Source organism: Streptomyces sp. GQ60 (assembly GCF_059758875.1).
The window spans coordinates 883,364-899,750 of the sequence record NZ_JCAXEG010000001.1 but is presented as its reverse complement, the minus strand read 5'-3'; the positions used below and the strand labels follow the sequence as shown (position 1 = coordinate 899,750).

9 protein-coding genes and 1 tRNA gene are annotated in these 16,387 nt (G+C 68.7%); 3 read left to right on the top strand and 7 right to left on the bottom strand.

The window, feature by feature from the left end; all coding sequences use genetic code 11:
- Nucleotides 1–4: 4 nt before the first annotated feature.
- The 4 genes from AC6CKD_RS04155 to AC6CKD_RS04140 form a co-directional block, all read right to left on the bottom strand.
- Nucleotides 5–1,294 carry a homoserine dehydrogenase gene (locus AC6CKD_RS04155; protein ID WP_498325439.1) on the bottom strand — a complete coding sequence of 430 codons (1,290 nt, stop codon included), beginning with the start codon at nucleotides 1,292–1,294 and terminating at the stop codon, nucleotides 5–7.
- A gap of 160 nt (nucleotides 1,295–1,454) precedes the next feature.
- A complete protein-coding gene (lysA, locus tag AC6CKD_RS04150) occupies nucleotides 1,455–2,846 on the bottom strand; it encodes a diaminopimelate decarboxylase (protein WP_498325180.1) in 1,392 nt (463 codons plus the stop codon).
- Nucleotides 2,847–2,927: 81 nt separating this feature from the next.
- On the bottom strand, nucleotides 2,928–3,950 hold the full coding sequence (gene nrtL / locus AC6CKD_RS04145; RefSeq protein ID WP_498325179.1) for an ArgS-related anticodon-binding protein NrtL: 1,023 nt from the start codon (nucleotides 3,948–3,950) through the stop codon (nucleotides 2,928–2,930).
- Between the two features lie 103 nt (nucleotides 3,951–4,053).
- Nucleotides 4,054–4,524 carry a response regulator gene (locus AC6CKD_RS04140; protein ID WP_498325438.1) on the bottom strand — a complete coding sequence of 157 codons (471 nt, stop codon included), beginning with the start codon at nucleotides 4,522–4,524 and terminating at the stop codon, nucleotides 4,054–4,056.
- Between the two features lie 106 nt (nucleotides 4,525–4,630).
- Here AC6CKD_RS04140 and AC6CKD_RS04135 point away from each other — a divergent pair.
- Nucleotides 4,631–4,702: transfer RNA gene (locus tag AC6CKD_RS04135), tRNA-Arg, on the top strand.
- Nucleotides 4,703–4,902: 200 nt separating this feature from the next.
- Here the strand turns inward: AC6CKD_RS04135 and AC6CKD_RS04130 are convergent.
- Together AC6CKD_RS04130 and AC6CKD_RS04125 are read right to left on the bottom strand one after the other, a co-directional pair.
- On the bottom strand, nucleotides 4,903–5,145 hold the full coding sequence (locus AC6CKD_RS04130; protein WP_498325178.1) for a hypothetical protein: 243 nt from the start codon (nucleotides 5,143–5,145) through the stop codon (nucleotides 4,903–4,905).
- Nucleotides 5,146–5,453: 308 nt separating this feature from the next.
- A complete protein-coding gene (locus tag AC6CKD_RS04125) occupies nucleotides 5,454–6,914 on the bottom strand; it encodes an HNH endonuclease (protein ID WP_498325177.1) in 1,461 nt (486 codons plus the stop codon).
- 288 nt (nucleotides 6,915–7,202) lie between these two features.
- Here AC6CKD_RS04125 and pglW point away from each other — a divergent pair, with 288 nt between their 5' ends.
- On the top strand, nucleotides 7,203–11,861 hold the full coding sequence (gene pglW / locus AC6CKD_RS04120; protein ID WP_498325176.1) for a BREX system serine/threonine kinase PglW: 4,659 nt from the start codon (nucleotides 7,203–7,205) through the stop codon (nucleotides 11,859–11,861).
- On the top strand, nucleotides 11,858–15,652 hold the full coding sequence (pglX, locus tag AC6CKD_RS04115; RefSeq protein WP_498325175.1) for a BREX-2 system adenine-specific DNA-methyltransferase PglX: 3,795 nt from the start codon (nucleotides 11,858–11,860) through the stop codon (nucleotides 15,650–15,652). Before pglW ends, pglX begins: the two co-directional genes overlap by 4 nt.
- On the opposite strand, the gene AC6CKD_RS04110 is transcribed toward pglX, so the two are convergent.
- Nucleotides 15,653–16,306 carry an ATP-binding protein gene (locus tag AC6CKD_RS04110; protein WP_498325174.1) on the bottom strand — a complete coding sequence of 218 codons (654 nt, stop codon included), beginning with the start codon at nucleotides 16,304–16,306 and terminating at the stop codon, nucleotides 15,653–15,655.
- Nucleotides 16,307–16,387: the final 81 nt, after the last annotated feature.

Here is a 16,387-nt window from a genome sequence, read left to right as displayed (position 1 = left end):
GTCCTTACTCCCCTTCAACACGCATGATGCTGGCGACACCGCGGACGGTGTCCAGCTTCCGCAGCGCCTCGACGGTCCCGGAGAGGGCCGCGTCGGGCGCACGGTGAGTGACGACGACGAGGGAGGCCTCGCCGTCCTTCCCCTGCTGGCGGACGGTGTCGATGGAGACACCGTGCTCCGCGAAGGTGGTCGCCACCTGGGCGAGGACGCCCGGCTTGTCCGCCACATCGAGGCTGATGTGGTAGCGGGTGACGACATCCCCCATGGGGCTGACCGGCAGCTGGGTGTACGCCGACTCGCCCGGCCCCTTTGCCTCGGCGAGCTTGTTGCGGCAGACGGCGACGAGGTCGCCGAGGACCGCGGACGCGGTCGGCGCACCGCCCGCGCCCGGACCGTAGAACATGAGCCGCCCGGCGGCCTCCGCCTCGACGAACACCGCGTTGTACGCCTCGCGGACGGAGGCGAGCGGGTGGGTCAGCGGGATCATCGCCGGGTGGACGCGGGCGGTGACGGACTCGCCGTCGGCGGCGCGCTCCAGGATGGCGAGGAGCTTGATGGTGCAGCCCATGCGCTTGGCGGACGCGAAGTCGGCGGAGCTGACCTCGGTCATGCCCTCGCGGTAGACGTCGTCGAGGCGGACCCGGGTGTGGAAGGCGATGCCGGCCAGGATCGCGGCCTTGGCGGCCGCGTCGTAGCCCTCCACGTCGGCGGTGGGGTCGGCCTCGGCGTACCCGAGCGCGGTGGCCTCGTCGAGGGCCTCCTGGTAGCCGGCGCCGGTGGAGTCCATCTTGTCGAGGATGAAGTTCGTCGTGCCGTTGACGATGCCCATCACCCGGTTGATCTTGTCGCCCGCGAGGGACTCGCGCATGGGGCGGACCAGCGGGATGGCTCCGGCGACGGCGGCCTCGTAGTACAGGTCCAGCCCGGCCGCCTCGGCGGCGGCGTGCAGCGCCGCGCCGTCCTGGGCGAGCAGCGCCTTGTTCGCCGAGACGACCGAGATGCCGTGCTCGAAGGCGGTGGTGATCAGCGTGCGGGCCGGCTCGATGCCGCCGATGACCTCGATCGCGACGTCGATGTCGCCGCGTTTGAGCAGCGCGGTCGCATCGGTGGTGACCAGGGCCGGGTCGATGCCCTCGCGCACCTTGGAGGGGCGGCGCACGGCGACGCCCGCGAGCTCGACGGGCGCGCCGATCCTGGCCGTCAGATCGTCGGCGTGCGTCGTCATGATGCGGGCAACTTCCGAGCCGACCACTCCACAGCCCAGCAGCGCCACCTTCAGCGGACGCGTACGCATCATTCGACCTACGCCTTTCGATCTTCACATCAGTACCTGTTGCGCGGTTTGCACCCAGGTGTGAACCAGTCTCACTCAATGGACAACAGTTTCCACCCTCGGTCCATTGAGTGAGACACCTATTCCGGGGTCCGGGGGGCCTCCCCCAGAAGAATGCGTATCAGCCGACGTCGAGACGCAGGAGATCCTCCTCCGTCTCCCGCCGGACGATGACACGCCCCTGGCCGTCGCGCACGGCGACGACGGGCGGGCGGAGCACGTGGTTGTAGTTGCTCGCCATCGAACGGCAGTACGCGCCGGTGGCCGGGACCGCCAGGAGGTCCCCGGGGGCCAGGTCGGCGGGCAGGAACGCGTCCTTGACCACGATGTCGCCGCTCTCGCAGTGCTTGCCCACGACGCGCACGAGCATGGGCTCGGCGTCGGAGGTCCGCGAGACGAGGGTGACCGAGTACTCGGCGTCGTAGAGGGCCGTCCGGATGTTGTCGGACATCCCGCCGTCGACGGAGACGTACGTCCGCAGGCCCTCCAGCGGCTTGATCGTCCCGACCTCGTAGAGGGTGAAGGCCGTCGGCCCCACGATCGCCCGTCCGGGTTCGACGGAGATCCGCGGGGCGCGCAGGCCGGCCGCCTCGCATTCGCGGGCGACGATCTCGTGCAGGGCCTTGGCGATCTCGTGCGGCTCGCGCGGGTCGTCGGCGGGGGTGTAGGCGATGCCCAGCCCGCCGCCGAGGTCGATCTCGGGCAGCTCCACCCCGTGCTCGTCGCGCACGGCGGCGAGGAGGCGTACGACGCGCTTGGCGGAGACCTCGAAGCCGGCCATGTCGAAGATCTGAGAACCGATGTGGGAGTGGACGCCGAGCAGCTCCAGGCTGTCGTGACCCAGCGCGCGCCGTACGGCCTCGGCGGCCGACCCGTCCGCGACGGCGATCCCGAACTTCTGGTCCTCGTGCGCGGTGGCGATGAACTCGTGGGTGTGCGCCTCCACGCCCACGGTGACGCGGATCTGCACCGGCTGGCGCACGCCGAACTCGCGGGCGATGTGCGCGACGCGGGCGATCTCCTGGAAGGAGTCGAGCACGATCCGGCCGACGCCGGCCTCGATGGCGCGGGTGATCTCCGAGGTGGACTTGTTGTTGCCGTGGAAGGCGATCCGCCCGGCCGGCATCCCGGCGGCGAGCGCGGTGGCCAACTCCCCTCCGGAGCACACGTCGAGGTTGAGCCCCTCCTCCTCGAGCCACTTCACGACGGCCTTGGAGAGGAACGCCTTGCCCGCGTAGAAGACGTCGGCGTCCGGCCCGAAGGCGTGCGCCCAGGCACGGCAGCGCGCCCGGAAGTCCTCCTCGTCGAGGAAGTAGGCGGGCGTCCCGAACTCCTCGGCGAGACGGGTCACTTCGACGCCGCCGACGGTGACGACCCCCTCGGCGTTGCGGCTGACCGTGCGCGCCCAGATCTTCTCGTCGAGCGCGTTCAGGTCGGCGGGCGGCGGGGAGTAGTGGCCCTCGGGCATGACGTCGGCGTGGCGGGGCCCAGCGGGGTGTGCGGAACGGCTCATCTCGACATTCTCTCTTCGCAAATCATCCGGAACGCAGGCGAATCACATCGGATCCCATCCGATCACATGCGGTTCGCGGCATCACAGGTGGTGGTCGGGCACGTCTATGCCGAGCAGGGCCAGGCCGCCGGCCAGCACCGTCCCGGCGGCTTCGGCAAGGGCCAGCCGGGCACGATGGGCGGCCGAGGGTTTCTCGTCCCCCTGGGGCAGGACGTGGTGCTGGAAATCGAGCAGGGCGTCGGCGATCACGACGAGCTGCCGGACGAGCCGCTCGGGCGCACGGTGGTGCGCGGCGGCTTCGAGCACGAGGGGGTGGTCACGGAGGGCGCCGAGCAGCGCACCGGCGATGGCGGCGGGCACCTGCGCGGGCGCACCGGGCTCAGCGCACTCGCCGGGCTCACCGATCTCGCCTCGGAACCCCAACTGCCCGGCATTACGGGTCAGCGCCTGCGCCCGGGAGTGGGCGTACCGCACCCGGAAGAACTCGCTCGACTCGTCCTGGACGAGCAGCGACGCGGAAAACACGGGGGTCTCGGCGGCGGGAACGCTGAGCATCGCCCAGGCGGCGGCGCCGGCCCCGTACGCCGCGACCACGTCCCCGTCCCGCTTGGCGACGGGTGCGACGCGGGCACCGGCGGCACGCTCTCCCCCCAGGCCCTGACTGCTCGCGATGCGCTGCACGGCCGCGTGCACGACGCGCTCGCGCAGGGCCGCGCCGGGGGCGTCGAGGAACTCGGGGGTCTCACGCCCCTGGGGGGCGAAGCCGTACAGCTCCCCACCGGCCCGAATGCCCCGCACCAGCTCTCCGACCGAACTCTCGGCGAGTACGAAGTTGAGGAACCCGGCGCCGGTGATCTCCACCCGCTCGATCCCGGGCAGGTCCGCCAGCCGCGGGGCCAGTACCTCGGCCACTCCACGGGGCGCGACTCCGGCACCCTTCGCCACCCCGAACGCGACGGGCGAGGCGTAGTCCCCCGCTCCCCCGGGCCGGGTCCGCTCGACGACGACCCGCTCGGGTACGACCACACCCGCGGGCAGCTCCCCGTCCGCGACGGCGCGGCGCAGGGCGCGCACGACGGAACGGGAGAGGTCAACGGGGGTCACGTGACCAGCCTAGGGGAGAACCCCCCACGTCACGCGAAGGGTTTCGCCATGTGAACAGCGGGCCCCGACGAAAGGGTCGGAAGGGCCGGAAGCACCTGCGGGGTCATCCCCTGCCCCTCCCGGCGGGAGCACCCTCCCTCTCCCTCCGGTCGCGGCGCTCGATGAGCCGGTGCACGACCCGCACGAGCTCGGCGGGCTCGAAGGGCTTGGCGAGGAAGGCGTCCACGCCGGCCGCGATCCCGGCCTCGACCTCGTTCTGCGTACAGGCACTCACGATCGCGACGGGCAGGTGCCGCGTCCTCGGGTCGGCCCGCAACTGCGCGGCAGCCCCGAACCCGTCCAGGCGGGGCATGACCACATCAAGGGTGATCACATCGGGGCGCACGTGATGAACGACGTCCAGGCACTCGGCACCATCGTTCGCGGTCACGACCTCGAAGCCCTCCAGCTCGAGATTGACCTTGATCAGCTGCCGGATGACCTTGTTGTCGTCGACAACAAGCACCCGGCCCGAGGCGCCCGACACAACTCGAGAGTAGGTCCGCCCCGGCCCCCGCGTCCGGGTTTTTGCCACTTCCACCCCCTCCGGGCGACCCACGTCCCCCTCCCCGTCAATCCGTTCCTGATCACCGTCCGGAAGCTGGTAGTGTTCAACCCGTCGCCGCAACACCAGCGACAGCGCCCCCGTAGCTCAGGGGATAGAGCAACGGCCTCCGGAGCCGTGTGCGCAGGTTCGAATCCTGCCGGGGGCACTTCGCAGGAAGTGCCCAAAGACCCCGCCATCAGCCCTAACGCTGAGAACGGGGTCTTCGCGTATGCGCAGGCAACTGGCCTGCTGCGCACCCGTATGACGACCTCTGCGGCCCATTCGTGGACAGGATCTTGGCGGTCGCCCCAGGTCAGCGTCGGGAACTCCGAAGGCCCCCGGACGGCTCCAAGAGCCTCGCAGCGTTTACTCGCTCACGCTCATTCGGGTCGCGGGAGACAGGTCCTCGATCCGGCGATTGGCCGCCTCCGGGCGCCCGTCGAGGCCCTTCGTGTATCGACTGAGCAGCACCTCCACGCTTTTGCCCGCGCGCTCGGCGATCTCGGTCGGGTCGACCTCGGCGTTGAGCCACGTCGGGAGCGGCGAGCGCCGAAGGCCGTAGAGCCCGAGGTGGCCGCGGCCGACGACAGGATCCGCGCCTCCTGCCACACCCCAGTGTTAGGTGGAAGTGGACGCTCCCCGGCCTCGCTGAAGAACAGCCTGCAGTCCTCGGCGGTCTCGAAGTTGCCGGGGGGCGCCTGGAGAATCACACGCGCTGCAGAGGGATCCGCACCCGGCGCACGTCCTCCGTGAGCCTGATCTTCAGCCCAGGGTCGTCCTGGCTCTCCCCCGAAGCGGTCCACTGCTTGGCCGAGTCCGGTGGAGGAGTCCCCTACCGCACCCGGCAACTGGAAGATCAGATCCAACCCGCACCCTGCGCTGGAACGGCGGTCGGTGCTTGCCTGTACGTGGCAGCCCTACGGGATCGCCGCGGGCGAGGATCCTTCCGGCGAGCCGACGGGGCAGGCCGTCTTGCCGCAGAGCATCCGGTGGTACTCCACGTACTTCTCGCCGATGGCGTGCTTGGGGTCTTGCCGCAGCCTGAAAATGACCTCGTCGCTACCTGTCTTGCGCACATCCCACTGCGTGTCGATGTAAATGGCCAGCCGGTCGAACTGCTTGTGGTGATTCGGGCACAGGCACAGCATGTTCTGGACGGTGTCCGGCCCGTCGTGCGGGCTACCGAGCCCCTGAATGTGGGCCGCTTCGCTGTAGTTGCCAGAGCGTAGTTCCACAGGTTCGGAGCAGACCTGGCAGATGTCCTCGTGGAGGTCTTTGACCGCCTTCACCCATTCCTGATTGCGTGCGATGCGGGTACCGCTCACCGGTCGACGCTCTGCCGGGCCGGCCACACCGTCGGCTTCGCCCGGCTCGCCGACTCCTGGCTCCTCATCGGATTCGCCGCTCGCCGTGAGGTAGCCACCGAGTCCGGCTCTGGCCAGGAGCCGGGCACGGTCCATGTCGGCGAAGTACGTTTCGCAGAGGACGTTCACCGCTTCCGCGCGGACCCGTGCCTGCGCAAGCAGACGAGCCGCCTCGCTGGTAAAGCCGGCCATCACCCCAGCGTCGCGCAGAGCGCCGGGGGGCGGCGTGGAGCCTCCCGTCTCGATACCGTGCACCTCCCAGATCCCACTGGTGCGCAGGTGCCAGAACGGGTACTCGGGACTCACTTGCGAGCCTGGGCGGCCGAATTCACCGAGCAGCGGTCCGACCCCCTCCTTGAAGAGGCCCCAGTCCGCAAGGCGGTGCTCCTTCGCCGTCGCCCGACCGATGGCCCAGAGCAGCGCCAGCGGCTTGTGCAGGGAGGGCCCCTGCGACTGGGTGGCCGTCCGCAGGCTCCTGAGGGCGCGTATGAGCTCCCTGCTCCCCAGCTTCGTAGGCGGCACAGGCGGCCGAGTCTTCGACTCCCGAGGGTTGGGCAGGACGATGGGTTCGGCTTCCGCAGCGGACCATGGCTCGCCATTGCTCCCGATGTACCGAAGCCGATCGGGGGCAGTGACCAGGGTGAGGCTGCGGAGTGGTGACTGGACGCCGAGATCCTCGAGTACCGGGCCCGCCTCTGCCTTGAACTCGACCACATCGCCGAGAGCAATGATGTGCTCCCAGGTAGCCCCGGTCTCCTCGTCCTTCCCCCACAGGGCTTCGGCCAGAGGTGCGTGCCGGAGCCGCGCCAGAATCGTGGCCCTGGCGATGAAATTCCAGCTGGAGTAGAAGAGCACCTGGTCGCCGACGCGGTGCTCGCGAATCGCCCTGGCCTTGTCATTGCCTTGCACCGCGGCGGGAGTCGCCCCCCAGAACTTCGCGGGGCCGTCCGAGAAGATCTCTCGCAGTACGGCGGCGTGCTCGCCGAGCACGTGCTCGTACTCGGCGAGCTTCACCCCCGTCTGCACCGTCTTCCGGAAGTGCGTTGGTCCCCCGTTCCTGCTGCCACGGGGCTGCAAGAGCCACTGCACCCCACCCGCACCAGCCACTCCATCGTCGGGCCGCCCCACCTCATGAATCGACATGATGATCAGATTATGTGGCGGGTCTGACGGAGCAGCCCGCCTTGATCGAATTCCCCCGACAGGCACCCCTCCCGAACCTCACCCGTTACGATTTGAGTCGAGGCTTACACCCCCGAACAGCGAGAAAACCACCAAATCGACACAAAGAGGGAATCGCATATGCGGGACGGCCGGTGGGTGACGGTCACCGAATCCGAGTTTCCGCATGAGCGTCGGGGCCTGGAGGCCATCCGCGAGCAGCTCCGGGACCATGACCCGTGGCGTGCCTGGTCGAACTTCACCTTCACTGCCGCCAGCGGGCACGTCCGCGAAGTGGATCTCCTCGTCGTCGCCCCCGGCGGCGTCTATCTGATCGAGCTGAAGGACTGGCACGGCTCGGTCGAGTCCCACAACGGCACCTGGCTGCAGACCCAGCCGGGCGGCCGTCAGCTCGCCCACAGCAATCCCCTGCACCTGGCCAACAAGAAGGCCAAGGAGCTCGCCGGCCTGCTCCGGCCCCAGGTCGACCGGGTGTGGGTCTCGGAAGCGGTCTGCTTCACCGACTCCTCCCTACGCAACCGGCTGCCCGCGCACGACCAGCACGGCGTGCACACCGTGCCCCAGCTCATCCAGATGCTGGAGAAGCCTCCGGCCGAGGAACGCCGCCGCATCGACGCCCCCAAATCGCGCGAAATCGCGGCCGCCCTCGAGCGCATCGGCATCGCGCGCAGTGACGCCGAGTTCAAGGTCGGCCCCTACCTGTTGAACCGGAAGTCCTTCGACTCGGGTCCCACCTGGGCCGACTACCTGGCCCGGCACACCGACCTGCCGGAGGCCGCCCGGATCCGGGTGTACCTGCGCGAGCGCGGCTCCGGCTCCGAGCTCCGTGCCTCCGTGGAGCGGGCGGCCCGGCGTGAGGCGGCCGTACTGCGCCGCTTCCGCCACCCCGGCGTCGTCCAGCTCAAGCAGTACGACCCCACCGGCCACTCGGCCGGCCCGGCACTGATCTTCGACTACGACCCGCGCACCCTGCGCCTGGACGAGTACCTGATCCAGTACGGCGACAAACTGGACGTCCTGACGCGCATCGCCCTTGTTCGCCAGCTCGCCGAGACCCTGCGCTCAGCGCACGGCCGCAAGCTCTACCACCGCACGCTGGCCGCCCGTGCGATCCACGTGATGCCCGGCGGACGCGCGCCCCGCAAGGACGCCGAGGAGTCCGGCTGGCTCACCCCCCACCTGCAGATCTCGGACTGGCAGGTCGCTGTCCAGCGCAGCCGCGAGCAGAGCGGTGGAAGCGGCGGTGGCGCAGAGCGGTTCGCCCCTACGACGTTCTCCCTGGCCGGCGGGCACATCGCCGAGGGTGCCGACCCCTATCTGGCGCCCGAGCTGACCGCCCCCAAGGCCGACCCCGTCGCGCTCGATGTGTACGGCCTCGGCGTGCTCACGTACCTGCTCGTCACCGGGAAGGCCCCGGCGGCAAGCCAGGCCGAACTGATGGCGCGCTTCGAGGCGGGCGAGGGCCTGCGCCCCAGCGCGGTGGCGGACGGGCTCTCGGAGTACATCGACGAGCTGGTGCAGGCAGCGACCGCGTACAAGGCCACCGTCCGGCTACCCTCCGTTGACGACTTCCTGGAGATGCTGGAGGTCGTCGAGGAGTCCCTCACCGGGCCCTCTCCGAGCACCCAGCCGGTCCTCGTACGGCCTGCCGTACCAGCGGAGCCCGAGAAGGACCCGCTGGAAGCCGTGGCCGGAGATGTACTGGCCGGACGCTGGCGGGTCCACCGCCGCCTCGGTACGGGCTCCACCAGCCGCGCCTTCCTCGTACTCGATCTCACCGCGGACCCCGATATCCGCTTCGCCAAGAAGCTGGCCGTACTCAAGGTCGCCGTGTCGGAGCGCAGCAATGCGGTGCTCCGGCGCGAAGCCGAGGTCATGTCGAGCCTGCGCCCCGATTCCCGGGTCATCCGGCTGATCGACCCGGAACCGCAGGAGATCGGCGGCCGGACGGTCCTCGTCATGGAGTACGTGGGTGATGAGCGTGAGGTCGGAAGCGCCCCGGCGGAGCCCGGCGCGTCCAAGAACCGCCGCCGCGAGGAGACCGTCGCCCGCCAGCTGCGCGAGTTCGGCCGCCTGTCGGTGGACCAGCTCGAGGCCTACGGCGACTACCTGTTCGGGGCGGTCGACTTCCTCGAGGGCGAGGGCGTCTGGCACCGCGACATCAAGCCGGACAACATCGCGATCCGCGTCCGGCCCAACCGCACGCGTGAGCTCGTACTGATCGACTTCTCGCTCGCCGGGTACCCGGTGAAGGAGACCGAAGCAGGTACGGACGGCTACCTGGACCCCTTCATCGGCACGCTCACCGACCGCTCGGTGTACGACGCGCACGCCGAGCGGTACGCGGTGGCCGTCACCCTGCACGAGATGGCCTCGCGCGAGCTCCCTGTCTGGGGCGGGGGCAAGCTCCTCGCCCGGCAGACCGATGCGGAAGAGGAGCCGTACCCGACGATCGCTGCGGACGCCTTCGACCCGGCGGTCAAGGACGGCCTGGTGGCCTTCTTCCGCAAGTCCCTGCACCGGGATGCGGCGGAACGCTTCAGCGACCTCAAGCCGATGCGGGACGCCTGGAAGAAGATCTTCCTGGCGATGGACGAGGCGAAGCCCTCGACCAAGCGGTCACGGCATGAGACAACCGGGGCGGGTGCCTCCGCCGATGCCACGATCGCCGAGGCCGAGGACGAGACGGCGGAGGAGCAGCGCGAGCGGCTTGCCTCCCAGGTCGAGCGCGGCACCTTGATCTCCGGTGCCGGGCTGAGTCCGGCCGCCGAGTCCTTCGTGTACAACAGCCTGCAGGTGAACACGGTCGGCGAGCTGGTCGACTACAGCCAGCGGACCCTGGTCAACGCGCCGGGCCTCGGCGCGAAGACCCGCAAGGAGGTCCTCGGCCGGATCAAGCAGTGGCGGCAGAAGCTGACCGCCCAACCGGCCGCGCCGCTCACCCCCGAGGGCCGCAAGGCGGCGAGGGAAGAGCTGTCGGCCGCGGAGGCCGCGGTCGCCGTGGCGGCCGCGGAGGGCGGGGCCGCGAACGAGCTCACCACGCGCGCACTGCGGACGGTCAGTCTCGACACGCTCGCCACCCTCTTCGTACCGGAGCTGAAGAAGGACGGCTCGAACCGCAACGAGTGCGACATGGTGCGCCTGCTGCTGCGGCTGCCGGACGAGCGGGGCTCGATGCCCGAGATCGGGGTCTGGCCCAAGCAGAAGGACGTCGCGGAGGCCCTGCACCTCTCGCCGGGCCGTATCCCGCAGATGCTGAAGGTTCAGCGGGGCCGCTGGAAGCGCCACCCTGCCGTGCAGGCGCTGCGCGGCGAGATTCTGGAGCTGCTGGGCGAGCGCGGCCGGATCGCCTCGACCGCCGAGATCGCGGACGCGCTGGCAGTTCGGCGTGGCACGGAGTTCCAGGAGCGCGAGCTGCGCCGGGCGATGGGACTGGCGGCGGTGCGCGCCGTGGTCGAGGTCGAGCAGCTCATCCCGGACGAGAGCCACTTCCGCAATTCCCCCAACCGGGATGCGACGGACAAGGGCATGCGCGGCGGCCTGCTGGCCCTGGAGGTCATGGACGAGGACGACCCGGAGACCCCGTCCGCCCCCGGTCTGCTGGACTACGCGCAGCGGCTGGGCAAGCAGGCCGACCGCCTGGCGAAGCTGGACACGCTGCCGACGGCGGCGACGGTGCTGGGCGCGCTGGGCGACGTACCACTGCCGAGCGGGCTGGTGGAGTGGGACGACCGCCGTACGGTGGAGCTGGCCGCGGCGGCTTCGACCGACGCGGCGGCAACCCCGCGCCTGGAGCTGTACCCGCGGCGGCTTCCTCTGGTACGGGCGCTGCGGCTGACCCAGGCGGGCCTGGTCCGGCTGATCTCGGGGGTTCCGTGGGAACGCCAGCCCGGCCTCACCGGCGACGAGATCCACGAACGGGTGCGGGCCCGGTTCCCGGAGCTGCTGGACGCGAAGGGCGGCCACTCGCTGCCGACGGCCGGCCCGCTGACGAAGGCGCTGCAGGGCGCAGGCTTTGACCTGGAGCTCTCCACCCGACAGGGCACCCGGACCCTGCGGTACCTGCCGAAACAGCGCAAGGACGCCACGACGTTCATCTCGGTGGGCGACCAGCGCCAGCCGACGGCTCTGCTGTCGGCCCACAAGTACGCCGACGACTTGCAGCTCGCGGAGGCCTTCGCGTCGGAGGAGCGGCTGCTTTCGTCGGCACAGCGGGACGGTTTCCGGGTGCTGACGGTCCGGATGAGCCGTACGCCGGATGCGGTGCGGTCCCTGATCGCGGAGCGGCTGGGCGCCGAGCCGGTCTCTGTGACCGAGTTCTTCCTGGATGCTCTGCACGAGCTGGTGGATCCGCGTCCGAAGCCCTCGTGGGAGACGATCCTGCGGGCGGATGCGGCGGAGCCTGGTTCGAAGGCGGCGCTGAAGTTCGCGGAGTACTCCCGTACGGCGTGGGGCACGGTCGAGCCGCGGCTGTCGGAGCGGCTGGCTGCCGATGTGCGGGTGCCGCTGCTGCTGACCGATGCGGGTGCGCTCGCGCGCTACGACGCGATGGCGGTACTGGACCGGCTGGCGGAGCGGGCGCGGGGCGGCGGGCGCGGGCTGTGGCTACTGTGCCCGCAGAGCGACCCGGCGCGGGCGCCGCGGCTGGGGACCACGTCCGTGCCGTATCAGGCCGGACTGGGTGAGTGGATCCCGCTTCCGGATGAGTGGGTGGACAACCTGCACAGGTCTGGGGCACGGTTTTCTGTTGGTGTTGGCGAAGGAGACGAGGCGCAGTGATCGACCGCAAGGCGTTGTTGGCTGACCTGATCAAGCAGGTCAAGGCGGTCGAGGCGGACCTCGCCGAGCAGGTCAAGGACGGCGAGGCCGTCCTGAAGCCGCTGAAGGCGGAGCACGCGAAGGCGGCGAAGGCCGACGCGGGGGGTACGCCTGCGTGGCCAGTCTGGCTGGAGTCGCGCGCCGCCGGCATGCAGGAGGACCAGGCGGACCGGGTCCGGCTGGCGGAGTCGGGTGCCGGGCGTCTGCGTGCCGAGTACGACCGCGCGCGGGAGCTGGAGCGCACGGCCGCGACCTGGAACGCGTGGCTGGACGAGCGGGTCACGCAGGTCGCGGTGGCGTGGGTGCTGGGCACCGTCTTCGTCCGCTTCTGCGAGGACAACCGGCTCATCCCGGACCCGTACCTGACAGGTGCGGAGCCGGAGCGGCGCGACCTGGCGGAGGCGCGGTACGCGCAGTACGTCGAGGAGGAGTCGAACCCGACGTTCCGTGGGTGGCTGGAGCGGGCCTTCGCGGAGCTGGGTGCGGGCGAGGCCGGCAAGCTGCTGTTCAACACGCGCCGGAACCCGCTGTACCAGATCCCGCTGTCGCACGACGGTGCGCGGAAGCTGGTGGAGTTCTGGCGCGAGCGGGACGACGCGGATGTGCTGGTGCACGACTTCACCGACCCGCTGAACGCGGACGGCACGGAGGGCTGGGACACCCGCTTCCTGGGTGACCTGTACCAGGACCTGTCGGAGGCGGCGCGAAAGACGTACGCGCTGCTGCAGACGCCGGAGTTCGTGGAGGAGTTCATCCTCGACCGGACGATGGACCCGGTCGTACGGGAGATGGGCGGCCGCCTCCCTGAGCTGAAGATGATCGACCCCACGTGCGGGTCGGGCCACTTCGTGCTGGGCGCGTTCCGCCGGATGGTGCGGCTCCTGGCGGAGAAGCAGCCGGGCATGGAGCTGCACAAGCGCGTACGGATCGCGTTGAACGCGGTGCACGGCGTCGACATCAACCCGTTCGCGGTGGCCATCGCGCGGTTCCGCCTGCTGATGGCGGCGATGGCAGCGGCGAACATCCGCACGCTGGCGGAGGCTGGGCGTTACGACTGGCCGGTGCACTTGGCGGTGGGCGACTCGCTGATCAAGGCTCGGCAGCTTGAGTTCGGGCTGCGGGGCGGGACTGGGCAGGGCGAGCTGGAGCTCGTTGCGGAGCAAAAGGACGAGCTTGCAGAGTTCTCGTACACAACAGAAGACATACACGAACATAAAGGAGTTCTCAGCCCAGGGCGATACGATGTAGTGGTCGGTAACCCTCCTTACATCACAGTGAAGGATCGGAAGCTGAACGCCCTCTACCGGGATCTCTACAAGTCCTGTGCGGGGAAATATGCACTATCCGTGCCATTTGCTGAACGATTCTTCCAGCTAGCCAAGGTGGGCGACCCGAACGGCCAGGGGTACGGGATGGTCGGACAGATCACATCCAACTCGTTCATGAAGAGGGAGTTCGGAGCCAAGCTAATCGAAGAATACTTCGCCCACAAAGTGGAACTGGCCGAAGTTATCGACACATCCGGCGCCTACATCCCCGGTCATGGCACACCCACGGTAATCCTCGTGGGTCGACGACGATCTGGCCGCGAGCGCACGGAGACAATTCGCACAGTCAGGAGCGTCCGCGGCGAGCCTTCCGCGCCGACCAGCGGCGAGAAAGGGCTGGTATGGCAGAGCATCGTCAAGCAGGTGGATTCTCCGGGGGCGGTCAACCAATGGGTATCGGTTGACGACCTGGCAAGGGATCGCTACTTCGGGAAGCAGCCCTGGATTGTCACAGATGGCGGCTTGGAGCTCTACGAAGAGATTACAAAGAATAGCGCAACCAAGCTATCCGGACTACTCTCTCGAGATATTGGATTCGCCAGCTTTCCCGGGCAAGACGATGCATTTATCAGCACTCCGGGGGCACTTCAGAGGCTTCAAATCGTCAGCCCCGTCGCCAAGCAGATCATCATCGGTGAAGTAGTTCGCGATTGGGATAGTCACTGCGTCGAGAGCGCGATCACTCCCTACGGAAACGACCTCAAACCCCTACCCTTCGATCCCCAAAGTGCTTGGGGACGCGTTCTGTGGACGACAAAGAGTTTGCTCCGCTCAACCGTCGACTTCGATGGCCAGTCACAGCAAGCTCTCGGAAAGGCTTGGTGGACTTGGTATCGCTGGGTAGCCGAGCGATACGAAACGCCACTATCGATCACGTTCGCTTTTGTGGCATCCCACAATCATTTCACCCTGGACCGCGGCGGAAAAGTATTCAATCGCTCCGCTCCCGTAATTAAGCTGCAAAACCCCGCCCAGGAGGATCATCTCCGGCTAGTCGGCCTTCTGAATTCCTCAACCGTCTGCTTCTGGATGAAGCAGGTTAACTATGCCAATGGCGGGGATCCCATGGGGGGCGACGGGGCACGCGTCAGCGCGCAGCCCTGGTCTGAGCGCTACCAATTCAATTCTAATCCACTTAAAGAATTGCCTCTCCCTGGCACATTTCCTCAAAAGCTCGCAACAGAACTCGACGGCCTCGCGCAAGAGCTTGCAAGTAGCAGCCCGCTGGCCCTTGGTTCAGCCATCAGCCCAACTGCCGCCAAACTCCGTGAAGCCCGAGCTAATTGGAAGTCCACACGCAGTCGGATGATCGCATTGCAGGAGGAGCTGGACTGGCAGGTGTACTCGCTGTACAAGCTGCACTCCGAGGATCTGCGCGCGCCCGAGGCGGACGTGCCCGAGCTGGCGCTTGGGGAGCGGGCGTTTGAGATTGTGCTCGGGCGACGGGTTGAGGCTGGCGAGGCTTCCTGTGAGTGGTTCAAGCGGCATGGGTCGACGCCCATCACTGAAATCCCCTCCCACTGGCCGGACTCCTACAAGGCCGTGGTGCAGAGGCGAATCGACCTCATCGAGAGCAGCCGCGCCATTGGCATGGTCGAGCGGCCCGAGTACAAGCGTCGTTGGGCGACCGAGGGCTGGAACGTGCTCCAGGAGCGCGCCCTGAAGTCCTGGCTGCTTGACCGGATCGAGAACCGGGACCATTGGTTCGACGAGAACGGTCAGCCGGCCATCCTCGCCCTGCACCAGCTCACCGATGTCCTCTCCCGCGACGAGGACTTCGTATCGGTCGCCGAGATCTACGCTCCCCGCAAGGAGCTGGCGACCGTCGTCTCCGAACTCCTCGCCGACGAGCACGTCCCCTTCCTCGCCGCTCTGCGCTACAAGCCCGCCGCGCTCAAGAAGCGTGCGGACTGGGAGCACGTCTGGGATCTTCAGCGGCAGGAGGACAACGCCACAGAGGAGTCCGAGAAGCGGAAGATCCGGGACTCGATTCCGGTGCCTCCGAAGTACACCTCGGCCGACTTCCTCAAGGCTTCCTACTGGAAGGCCCGCGGCAAACTCGACGTGCCCAAGGAGCGCTTCATCTCCTACGCGACCGGCGCGATTTCTGGCACGCCCACCCTCTTCGGCTGGGCCGGCTGGGATCACCGTGAGCAGGCTCAGGCGCTATCGACGTACTTCACTAACCACGACGAGTTGTCCACCGAGGAACTCACCCCGCTCCTCGCTGGCCTCCTCGAGCTCCAGCCCTGGCTCACCCAGTGGCACGACGAGTTCGACGGCCTCTACGGCGGCTCGCCCGCAGCTTTCTTCGAGGGCTACCGATCCGCAAAACAGGGCGAGCACGGGCTGACCGACGACGACCTGCGCGTATGGCGGCCCCCGGCCGCCGTACGCCGGACTCGCAAGGCCGCCAAGGGTTGATCAATCCGGTGCGTCCTCCCCGCTGCTCCTCGGGGAGGACGCACCGCAGCCCCGCACCGTCAACGGTTCCGCGGCAGGCACCCTGAGCGATGGGCCCTCGTCCAGGCCGAGTACGACCGCCAGTCCGCCCGTTGCATACCGCTCCGCGCGCACGCTCCGTACCGTGCGCCACTCGCCCCACACGCGGACCGACTGTCCCGTTCGGACCGTGACGGCCGCCATCTGCGTCACCTCCGGTCCGGCTCTGAGGTCCGGCGCCTTCAGCTCCGCCCAGATCGTCTTCCCGATTCCGCCCGGGCGAGGGCTGACACCCCAGCGATGCGTGAGTGCGTCCACGATCAGCAGGCCTCGTCCGTCTGTGTCGTTCGGGTCCGGTGAGCGGATTTCGGGCCGTCCCTCCCCTGCGTCGCTCACCTCCAGCCGGAGCAAGCCGTCCGCCGTGGAGTGCGCGATTCGAACGCCCACCTGCCGGTCACTTGGCACACGCACGCGCAGCGCGTTGGTCAGCAGTTCCGAGAGGACAAGCTCCGCGGTCTGCAAAGCCTCCTCGCCCGCGCCCCAATCCAGCAGCACCGCATGCAGCGCTGCTCGCGCTCTCGGCACGCTGCGCGGACGCCGGGACAACCGGAATGCAACTTCGTTGAATGTGGCCATGGTGCAACCCCCTGAGGGTCGGCGAGCCACCGGCGCCCAACGGCCGGTGCCATGGCTAGCAGAATGGACGAGCACCTCACG